Genomic DNA, 9352 nt, shown 5'->3' on the forward strand with positions numbered 1-9352 from the left:
GTGGGGGGACGGCCAGCCTACCGCGATAAAGCCCTGCTGTTGAGCGAGTAACAACAGGTGGCAGGAATGACCCGGAGGCTTGTCACGCGAGACACAAAGCGAGACCTACACCGAGGTCGAGTGCCTACGTCTTTGTCGTCGACACATGCGGGGTCAAAGACACTCACCCTGGCGTTGGATTGACGGGTGTGGAAGCGGCGCGGTTGCGTGCAGGCATGCGCTCGCTCTCCACTCCAGCGGCCCTGGCCCTGCTTGCCCTCACGCCTGGCGGACTTCGCGCGGAGGAGGCCGCGGGAGAGGCACGCACGAAAGCCGAGCCACCTCGCGCGGCGCGCAACTTCGGCAACCTGCGCGTGGGAGGCTCGACGGCGAATGGCAATGGCCGGCCGGAGCTGTGCCTGGAGTTGTCCCCCGTGGCCTTCCTGTCCCTGGAGAGCTGTGGCACCGGCAGTGGCTTCCTGCACGGCGACCCCGAGCCGGAGGTGGCGCACTTCCGCGCCAAGCTGCGGCTGGCCAGCTTCGACGTGGAGCGCTGGGGCACCTTCCAGCCCTTCCTCGCCGGGGGCTTCGCGGAGGCGCAAGTGGGCCGCGACGACCCCGGGTTCCAATTCAAGGGGACCGACCGGCGCCGCGTGGCCACGACGGGGCCCGAGGGGGGACTCGGGCTGCGCTTCCTCCGCCCGCTGGCCGCGGGCTTCGAGCTGGTGGGCGACTTCAACTTCAGCCTGGCGTGGCTGCCCCATGCGCCCGAGCTCATCCAGCCCGGGAACACGTGGCTGCCCTCCGCCAGCCTCTCCTTCGGCGTGGGCTTCTGACGCGCCTCACGCTTCCGCGACGCGCAGCACCACCGCGGTGATGTTGTCCTTGCCGCCCGCCTCGTAGGCGTCCGCGACCAGCGCGTCGCAGACTTCACGCGCGGAGGACATCGTCAGGCGCTTCATCAAGCCCTCCGTCCCCAGCGGCTCGTAGAGCCCGTCCGAGCACAGCAGGAACACGTCGCCCGGCTCCGCCTGCAGCCGCTGCACGGTGGGCTCCGCGTTCTCCGTGCCCAGCGCGCGGGTGATGAGGTGACGCAGGTTGCCCGAGCCTCCCGGCGGCTCCATGCCCGCGTCCCGCAGCTCCTCGATGAGCGAGTGGTCGCGCGTGAGCGGCTCCAGCTTGCCGGCACGCAGCCGGTACAGGCGGCTGTCGCCCACGTGCGCCACGGCCGCGCCGTGCTCGCTCACCACCAACGCCACCACGGTGGACGCCATCTCCCGCAGCCGGCCCACGCGCTGCGCCTGGAGGTTGCGCTGCGCCAGCGCCGAGCACGCCGCCAGCAGGTTCTCTTCACGGCTGCGGCGAGGGTCCGGCACCGTGGGCCACGTCGAATCCCGGTCCTGTCCCAGGCGCAGGCCAAAGCCCACGAAGGTGTCCACGACACACCGGCTGGCGACTTCGCCCCCCTCTTGTCCGCCCAGCCCATCCGCCACGACGAACAGCCCCAGCTCCGGCGCCACGCAGAACGCATCCTCGTTGTGCGACCGTCGACCGATGTGGGTCTGTCCCGCGCTGTCGAATCTCATGACTGCCTCCTCGGGCCTTCCACCAGCAAGTGGGAGGCCAGCGTCCTTCCCCCCGACGGACGCATGGAACGGATACTCCGGTTCAGGGGATTCCTGGGAAGGGAGTGCCACGGGACCCTGACAACCACCCCTCACCCGTCCACTGGCAGACGCTGCAAGTGCCCTCCACCCGTCAACAGCCCCCAGAGCGTGGGGTCGCGACCCCACACCTCCGCCCGGCCTCCGGGCCCGTTCCCTGGCAACTTCTCCGGTGATGAGGCGACAATTCCGATGCGGCCCGGAGTGTGCGCCGCAGGGAGCCCTTGATGTCGTCCATCCGCCGCATCACCGCGAGCATCTCCAGCGCCATCTCCCGCGCCCGGCTCGACACGAATGTGGAGTCGGTGTCGCCGCTCACGCCCCGCGAGCCGCTGCAGCCGATTCCCGCGGTGCGGCGTGGCTATGCCGACGAGAGCGAGTTCCAGGCGGAGGTGGATGACCTGGACACGTCGCTCGCCGCGCACGCGCCGAGGCTGACGGGTGTGGACGTGGACGCGATGGACGCGGAGGCGCCCGAGCACCTGCGCGTGTTCGCTGGCGAGAGCTCCTTCGAAGCGGCCCCGCCGCGGTATTCGCAGCTGCTGGGCTCGCAGCTCCCCACCGCGCTCGGCGCGCCCCGTGAGGCCGTCAGTGGCGCGGCACCCCGGCCTTCCTTCCGAGGCGCCAGCACCCAGGACATGGGCAGCGACCTGCTCTCACCGGAGGCCGCCGCGTGGGAGCTGCAGAACCGGGACACCTCCACCGCGCCCACGCCCATGGAAGCGGAGGACGTGCTGTTCATGCTGAATGGCCCCGGCGCCGCGGCCGACCTGGAGCCGCCGCTGGAGCTGGGACTCGAGGACATCTTCGAGGAAGCCCCGCGCCTGCACGCCGCGGAAGCCGCCCTCTTCACGGCTGGCGCCGATGACGCTTCGGCGGCCAGCTCCGGCGCCACGGAGTCCCAGCAGTCCGCTCTCGCGGCCGCGCGCTCCGCCGCGCCGGTGAACTTCGCGACCGAGGCCGCGGGCATCGACGCCGCTCCCCCCGACCTGGCGACGGCCGCGGCCGGTGACGCGCGCGTGGATGATGCGCCCGCGGGCTACGCGCTGGGCAGCGCCTACGCGGCCACCTACGGGCAGCAGTTCGCCGTGCGGCAGGCGCTGGACCCGGCCATCAGCCCCGCGGGCCCGGACGAGTTCCTCGCGGACCCGAATGACTTGAGCCTGCTGCCGCCAGAGGAGCCGTCCCTGGACGATGCCGCCATGGCGGGCGTCCTGGGCTCCCTCTCCGCCAACCCCGCGGCGGCCAGCGCGCCGGTGGCCGCCACCCTCGCCGCACAGGGTGTGGAAGCAGTCGCGGAGACGTTGGAGCCAGAGCTACGGCCCGAGGCGAACCCCGGCGCCACCGAGGCACCGGCGCCCGAGAACCCGCGGGACTGAGCCACTCACGGTTTGGGCGGCGCGTCTTCCAGGCCGATGTCGTCGAGGTGCGTCTGCGCATCGATGACGTCCCGGTGCAGCTCGTCCAGATAGCGCCGCCGCTCCTCGCTCTGCCACTCCGCGGGGGAGAAGGACGCTGCGGGATAGTCATTCGTGGTGTGGACGTACCCGCGCAAGCTCGTCATCAGCTCCCGGTCCGGGTCCCCCCGCTCCTTGAGGAGGAAGCCCTCCACGTCGCGCAGCTTCAGGGGGAAGGTGGGCACTTCGTCCAGCACCAGGTTGCCGGCGATGGTGAGCTTCACCTCCTGCTCGCCGCGCGTCAGCTCCTCGTTGAAGGACACGTGCGCGAAGGGCATGCCGCTCTCGTCATCCACGCGGCCCGCCACCACGTACCGTCCGGCCTTCTGGACCTGAATCCCCAGGTAGAGCTGAAGCGAGCCTTGCTCCAGCACCTCCCGCACCCGGCCGGTGAAGAGCGCCGGAGGCGACGGCGTGTACATGATGTCGAAGAACGCGGTGCCCTCCGCGCCCCCCGAGCGCACCTGCACGTCCACGCGCAGCGTGCCTGAATAGAGGGGGAACCCCTGCTTCGACGGCTGGAAGCGTCCGGTGAAGGTGCCGTCTCCGGAGAGCGCGTCGCCCGCGGCGCCGTCGTCGGAGAAGGGGAGAGGGACCGCCGGCATGCCCCCCGCGCCGGGCATGTGCTCGGCCTCGTGCGCGGAGGCGGACACCACCTGGCAGGGCCTGGGCATGCGGTGCGCGTCCTCGCAGCCGACGAAGAAGTGCACCACCTCGTCGCCGACGACGAAGACGCGGTCCTGCTTCAGCCGGAGCTGGATGTCGGAGCCGTCCTTGTTCAGCGGGCGCGTGCGCTCCGGCTCCGCCATCTCCATCTGATCCGGGTGCTCACTGGCGGGACGCGACTCCGGCGGATAGCGCGTCGCCTTCATGTACGACTCCAGCGTCTGCTTCGCGCGCGCCAGTCGCTGCTCCCACAGCTGGCGCCGCGCGTCCCGCTCCGCTTCCTCCGGCCCGCGAGCCGGCTCCTGCACGGCCACGCCCGGCACACTCCCCGCCGGCCTGCCGCCCATGCCACCTCCCGACTTCCGCGGCGCGGGGCCGGGCATCGCGGGCGGCGAGGACGCCTCCCATGCGCCGTCCTCGCCGGAGGGCTCCGAGCTGGCACCTGCTTCCATCCACCACCACCCCATGCCCCCCAGCACCAGCGGGATGAGGGGAACGGCCCACAGGGCGCGGCGCATCCGGGACGCGGGAACGGAGACGGTGCCAGTCGGAGTCATGTCGCTTCTTGCGGTGGAGGGGGCTCAGTACGCGTAGGTGACCACGTCCTGGCGAACCGGAGCGATGATGCCACCCCAGTTGCCTCCGGCGTAGTGGTTGTACACCTCCTGGTCGTCGCGCAGCTCCAACGTGTGGAAGCTCCACTTCGCGCGCCCGTCGCTGCTCGCGGCCGTGCCCAGGTTCAGCGTGGCGCCGCAGAACCAGTCGCCGCGGTTGCACTGCGAGCTGCCCGCGCTGCCCGACACGCCGCCCGTCGAGTGGTACGCCACCGCCTCATCGTCCTGGCCCGGGAGCACGAAGGAGTACAACGTGCCCTTGGCGGCCGCGAACATGTAGAACCACACGTTGCGCGTGGTGTTGTGGTTGTACATGGAGCGCGCGGTGGTGGTGCGCAAGTCACTCACCAGCGGCTCGCTCACCGCCCACTCGCCGATGTCGGCCAGCTCGCTGCCGCCGGCCGCGCCCGAGGCGACGTTCACCCAGCGGATGTTCCAGCCCGTCTGCGTCGCGCCGCCGCTCGCGTTGCCACACACGCCGCTGGCGTTGGGCGACGCGTTCTTCACCTGACGCACCGAGCCGCCGTACATCGACAGCGCGTAGCCAATCTGGAGGTTCCCCGCGCTGTGCGCGGCGACGTAGCACCAGTTGCTGCCGGTGCAGAAGCAGTCCAGCGCGTCGCGGATGCGGTAGTTCTGCGAGCCGATGCGCTCACGACCGTCCCAGTTGACGGCCTTCTTGTTCACGCCCGCCGCGACGCTCGCGGAGCCCCAATAGCTGAAGTCGTTGTAGTTGCCGGGCTGCGTCGTGCCGCCGTTGCGGCCATGAATCCACAGCGTGTAGTTGGCCGCGGCGGCCTCCGTGCCCGCCAGCATCGTCGCGGCGACAATGACCGTACCGAAGAACTTCTTCATGTTGAGCGCCTCCAGCGCTGCGTAGGGGGATGCCAACCCGGCGGGGGACCAGGCGGCGGGGCGTACTGTAGAGGCGCGGTGTGTAAAAGGTCGAGGTCACGGAAATCTAGAAGTGCGCGCGAGAACTGACGCACCGCATCACCCCTGTGGATTCCCCCAGGTAGGTGACACTCGAGACGGCCGCGTCAACGCGATGTGTCGACCACGTAGCGCTCCAGTCGCTCCAGGGCCTCGGGCAGGTTCGTGCGGCCCAGGCCCAGGCGGAAGTGGTTGCCGGGGAAGTCGTAGACGTCCCCGGGCAGCAGCAGCACGCCTTCGCGCTCGCGCAGGTCCTCGGTGAAGCGGGCCACGGGCGTCTCGCGAAGCAGCTTGGGAAACGCCACGCTGCCCGCGCGCGGGCGCACCCACTGGAAGGTGGCCGGGTGCCGCGCGAAGAAGCCATCCAACAGGGCGAGGTTCGCCGCGAGCAACGCCCGGCTGCGCGCCAGCACCCGCTCCTTCGCGCGCAGCGCGATGAGGGACAGCACCTCGCTGGGCGCGCTGTTGCAGATGGTCGTGTAGTCCTTGTAGGCCGCGCAGCGCCGCAAGAGCGCCTCGTCACGGCAGGCCAGCCACCCCACGCGCAGCCCCGCCAGGCCGAAGGCCTTGGACATCACCCCCAGGCTGATGCCGTGCGGCGTGTGACTGGCCGCGGGCGGCAGCGTGTCGCGCGGCTCGTACTCCAGCAGCCGGTACACCTCGTCGGACAGCAGGTGGATGCCACGCTCGCGCGACAGCTCGCACAGCGCGTCGAAGGTGGCCCGGTCCAGCAACGCGCCCGTGGGGTTGTGGGGGAAGTTCACCACCAGCAGCCGCGTCTGGGGCGTCAGCGCGCGGCGCAGCGCATCCAAATCCAACGCCCAGCCGTCCTCCTCGCGCAGGCGCAGCAGCGTCACGTCCGCGCCGGTGGCGCGCGCCACCTCGTGCAGGGACTGGTAGCCCGGCCAGGTGACGACGGCGTGGTCCCCGGGCCCCAGCAACACGTTGACCAGGACGAAGAGCGCCTCCTCCGCGCCGGCGAAGGTGAGCACCTGCTCCGGAGAGAGGCCCGGGTACAGCGCGGCAAGCTCGTCGCGCAGCGCGGGCAGGCCGGTGGACTCGGTGTAGCCCAGCGTCAGCCCCTCCCAGCGGGCCCGCTCGTCCGGGCCGGCGAGCGCCAGCAAGTCGCCCATCCTCCAGCCCTCGATGTCCGAGGAACACAGCAGGTACGGCGCCGCGAACTCCCAGCGCGCGAAGTACCGCTCCAGCTTGAAGTCGGGGATGCGCATGCCGTGAGTGTCTGCCTGCTTCACGGCCTGCCGTCCAGCGCCGCCCGGAGGCGGCCACGCGTGCCTAGCTTGAGTCGCGTCCTCTCCGAACCCAGGCCTCGTTGGAGTCCCCATGCCCACGCTCGACATTCCCATCACCCTGCTGGACCCGGATGGTGGGTGGATCCACATGCCCGTCCATGTCTCGGAGCTGGATGGGCTCCCCGTCCTCCTCCACTTCTTCACCGTCAAGCAGCGCGACGTTGACGAGGACATCGACGCGGTGAAGCGCACCCTCGCGGAGCATGGTTCGCGCGGGCTGAAGGTCATCAGCGTGGACGTCACGCACTCCGACAAGGAGCTGCGGGACACCAACGCGGTGGAGGCCTTCGCGCGAAAGCACGGGCTCTACCACTCCATCGCCGTGGACGACGGCTCCATGGCGCGGGCCTATGACGTGACGGACACGCCCGCGTGGCTGGTGTTCGACGCGGACTCCGGCCGGCTGCGCCACCACTTCTCCGGCCGGAACGCGTCCCACCACGCGCGGCAGGTGCTGGAGCGCTTCGTCCAGGCCAGCGCCGCGGCCCCCTCTCCCGCCCCCTGACTCCAGGAGCCCACCATGCCAGCTCGCCGCAAGGATTCTGACTCGTCCCGTTTCTCGCTCGGCACCCTGGCCGCGGCCAGCATCGGCGCGGCGCTGGGCCTGCGCCGCATCCTGCGCTCCCGCATCCAGTTCAAGGACTGCACCGTCCTCATCACCGGCGGCTCGCGCGGCCTGGGGCTGGTGCTGGCGCGTCAGCTCGTGAAGGAAGAGGCCCGGGTGGCCATCTGCGGTCGGGACGAGCAGACGCTGGCGCGGGCCCGCGAGGAACTGGAGCGCGCCGGCGGCGACGTCTACGCCATCCCCTGCGACGTGAGAGACCCCGTGCAGGTGGAGGCCATGGTCTCCGCCATCCACGAGCGCTGGGGCACCGTGGACGTGCTCATCAACAACGCCGGCGTCATCCAGGTGGGGCCGCTGGAGTCCATGACGCTGGAGGACTTCGAGGAGGCCATGGACACCCACCTGTGGGCGGCGCTGTACACCACGCTGGCCGTGCTGCCGGAGATGAAGCGGCGCGGGAAGGGGCGCATCGTCAACATCGCCTCCGTGGGCGGCAAGGTGAGCATCCCCCACCTGGTGCCGTATTCGGCCAGCAAGTTCGCGCTGGTGGGCCTGTCGGACGGCCTTCGCGCGGAGCTGCGCCAGGACGGCATCCTCGTCACCACGGTGTGCCCGGGGCTGATGCGCACGGGCAGCCCGCGCAACGCCTACTTCAAGGGCAACCACGAGGCGGAGTACGCGTGGTTCACCACCGGGGACTCCCTGCCCATCGCCTCGATGAGCGCCGAGCGGTCCGCGCGCGAGATTCTGGACGCGTGCCGGCGGGGCGACGCCGAGGCGGTGCTGGGCGCACCCGCGAAGCTGGCCGCCGTGGGCCGCGCGCTGGCGCCCGACCTGACGGCCGCCCTCACCGCCTGGGCCAACCGCTTCCTGCCCCAGGACAGCAGCCAGGACCGCTACACCGGCGGCCAGAGCGAGACGCCGCTGACCCAGTCCTGGCTCACCGAGCTGACGCGGCGCGCGGCCGAGCGCAACAACGAGACCGGGGTGCCGCTGCACTGACCCTCAGTCCCGCGCCAGCTCCATGGCCCAGTGGCCGCGGTGCTCGTAGGCCAGGGCCAGCTGCTCACGCAGGGCGGCCAGCATCCGCGTGTTGCCGTCCTGCTCGTAGCCCTGGAGCGCCTGCTGGCAGCGGGGCACGCGCGCCAGGAACTCCTTCACCGCGTCCACCGTCAGCGCCTTCACGTACATGCCGTACCCGAGCTGCTCCAAGTACAGCGCGTTGATGACCTGCTCGAACTGGCCCACCAGCGGCACGCTGAGCACGGGCTTGCGCAGGTACACCGCCTCGCTCATCAGCGTGTAGCCGCCGCTGGCCACCACGCCGCGCGCGGTGCGCAAGTCGTCAATGAAGCCCTGCTCACTGAAGGGCCGGTACGTGAGGTTGCCGTCCACCAGGTCCTCGGTGATGTCGCGGCGCAGCCCGTACACGCGGCAGGGGATGCCCGCGGCCTTGAGGATGTCGGGCAGCGCCGTGTTCGTCGTCGACGTCTGGTACACGAGCAGGTGCTCGCCGGGCTCGGACTTCGCCTCCAGGATTTCGGGGCGCAGAATGGACGGGGCCAGCGTGGTGCGCCGCTTGCGGAGCTCCGGGTAGAAGAACGTGGTGACGAGGTAGTGGAAGGCCCCCGGCAGCTTCGCCTTCACGATGGCGCGCGACGTCTCGTAGCTGTCCTCGTGGCCCGCCAGCAGCGCCGGCTCGTGCTTGCACCGGTTGATGACCTGCATGTTGTCCACGCTGATGACGGGCAGCCGGTGGTTGCGGGCGAACATGTAGCTGAACGACTCGAAGTCGCTCACCACCACGTCCGGGCGGAAGTCGTCCACCAGCTCGAAGTACTGGCGGATGTTCTGCGGCCAGCCCTTCACGGCGCCCGTGAGGTTCTGCAGCACCGTCTGCCACTTCTTCACCGAGTTGCCCTCGTACGCGAGCGTCAGCCCCCAGATGCCGTGCACGTTCTGGAAGCGCCTGGCCAGGTAGTCCTGGGCCCGGCCGGAGACGACGATGTGGACCTCGTGCTCCTTCGTCAGCTCCTCGAGCAGGACGCGGGAGCGCGTCGCATGGCCCATGCCTTCGCCGACGACACCGTAGAGGATTCGCATGCCCGGCAGCATACGCGCCCGCCGCGCCCCCGTTGAGCCCTGTCTCTTATACACAACTGAC

Annotated in this window: 9 protein-coding genes; 4 read left to right on the top strand and 5 right to left on the bottom strand. The window is 70.6% G+C overall.

Features of this window, described 5'->3' with window-relative positions; genetic code table 11:
- Window positions 1–215: 215 nt before the first annotated feature.
- Window positions 216–815 (top strand): hypothetical protein, encoded by a 600-nt coding sequence (locus G4D87_RS27145; RefSeq protein ID WP_163785409.1) that lies wholly within the window; start codon window positions 216–218, stop codon window positions 813–815.
- Between the two features lie 6 nt (window positions 816–821).
- Here the strand turns inward: G4D87_RS27145 and G4D87_RS27150 are convergent, their stop codons facing one another.
- Window positions 822–1565: a PP2C family protein-serine/threonine phosphatase gene (locus G4D87_RS27150; RefSeq protein ID WP_163785411.1), complete on the bottom strand. Its 744-nt coding sequence runs from the start codon at window positions 1563–1565 to the stop codon at window positions 822–824.
- Between the two features lie 305 nt (window positions 1566–1870).
- Here G4D87_RS27150 and G4D87_RS27155 point away from each other — a divergent pair, with 305 nt between their 5' ends.
- Window positions 1871–3022, top strand: coding sequence for a hypothetical protein (locus G4D87_RS27155; protein ID WP_163785412.1), 1152 nt, complete (start codon window positions 1871–1873; stop codon window positions 3020–3022).
- 5 nt (window positions 3023–3027) lie between these two features.
- On the opposite strand, the gene G4D87_RS27160 is transcribed toward G4D87_RS27155, so the two are convergent.
- The 3 genes from G4D87_RS27160 to G4D87_RS27170 form a co-directional block, all read right to left on the bottom strand.
- Complete coding sequence (locus tag G4D87_RS27160; RefSeq protein WP_163785415.1) at window positions 3028–4323, bottom strand: choice-of-anchor X domain-containing protein; 1296 nt, start codon at window positions 4321–4323, stop codon at window positions 3028–3030.
- Window positions 4324–4347: 24 nt separating this feature from the next.
- The gene (locus G4D87_RS27165) at window positions 4348–5235 is read right to left on the bottom strand and encodes a hypothetical protein (protein ID WP_163785417.1); all 888 of its coding nucleotides are present in this window, start codon (window positions 5233–5235) and stop codon (window positions 4348–4350) included.
- 185 nt (window positions 5236–5420) lie between these two features.
- Window positions 5421–6542 carry an aminotransferase class I/II-fold pyridoxal phosphate-dependent enzyme gene (locus tag G4D87_RS27170; protein WP_163785424.1) on the bottom strand — a complete coding sequence of 374 codons (1122 nt, stop codon included), beginning with the start codon at window positions 6540–6542 and terminating at the stop codon, window positions 5421–5423.
- A 112-nt stretch (window positions 6543–6654) separates the two neighbouring features.
- On the opposite strand from G4D87_RS27170, the gene G4D87_RS27175 reads away from it, so the two are divergent.
- Together G4D87_RS27175 and G4D87_RS27180 are read left to right on the top strand one after the other, a co-directional pair.
- On the top strand, window positions 6655–7128 hold the full coding sequence (locus G4D87_RS27175) for a TlpA disulfide reductase family protein (RefSeq protein WP_163785418.1): 474 nt from the start codon (window positions 6655–6657) through the stop codon (window positions 7126–7128).
- Between the two features lie 15 nt (window positions 7129–7143).
- Window positions 7144–8190, top strand: coding sequence for an SDR family NAD(P)-dependent oxidoreductase (locus tag G4D87_RS27180; RefSeq protein ID WP_163785420.1), 1047 nt, complete (start codon window positions 7144–7146; stop codon window positions 8188–8190).
- Window positions 8191–8193: 3 nt separating this feature from the next.
- Here G4D87_RS27180 and G4D87_RS27185 read toward each other — a convergent pair whose 3' ends face one another.
- Window positions 8194–9291, bottom strand: coding sequence for an MJ1255/VC2487 family glycosyltransferase (locus G4D87_RS27185; protein WP_240358649.1), 1098 nt, complete (start codon window positions 9289–9291; stop codon window positions 8194–8196).
- Window positions 9292–9352: the final 61 nt, after the last annotated feature.

This window comes from Myxococcus vastator, from assembly GCF_010894475.1.
Lineage (GTDB): Bacteria > Myxococcota > Myxococcia > Myxococcales > Myxococcaceae > Myxococcus > Myxococcus vastator.

Bases quoted from the DNA above. Each gene is read 5' to 3' on its own strand.
- G4D87_RS27145 (WP_163785409.1), top strand. From the start codon at position 216: ATGCGCTCGCTCTCCACTCCAGCGGCCCTGGCCCTGCTTGCCCTCACG.
- G4D87_RS27150 (WP_163785411.1), bottom strand. From the start codon at position 1,565: ATGAGATTCGACAGCGCGGGACAGACCCACATCGGTCGACGGTCGCAC.
- G4D87_RS27155 (WP_163785412.1), top strand. From the start codon at position 1,871: ATGTCGTCCATCCGCCGCATCACCGCGAGCATCTCCAGCGCCATCTCC.
- G4D87_RS27160 (WP_163785415.1), bottom strand. From the start codon at position 4,323: ATGACTCCGACTGGCACCGTCTCCGTTCCCGCGTCCCGGATGCGCCGC.
- G4D87_RS27165 (WP_163785417.1), bottom strand. From the start codon at position 5,235: ATGAAGAAGTTCTTCGGTACGGTCATTGTCGCCGCGACGATGCTGGCG.
- G4D87_RS27170 (WP_163785424.1), bottom strand. From the start codon at position 6,542: ATGCGCATCCCCGACTTCAAGCTGGAGCGGTACTTCGCGCGCTGGGAG.
- G4D87_RS27175 (WP_163785418.1), top strand. From the start codon at position 6,655: ATGCCCACGCTCGACATTCCCATCACCCTGCTGGACCCGGATGGTGGG.
- G4D87_RS27180 (WP_163785420.1), top strand. From the start codon at position 7,144: ATGCCAGCTCGCCGCAAGGATTCTGACTCGTCCCGTTTCTCGCTCGGC.
- G4D87_RS27185 (WP_240358649.1), bottom strand. From the start codon at position 9,291: ATGCGAATCCTCTACGGTGTCGTCGGCGAAGGCATGGGCCATGCGACG.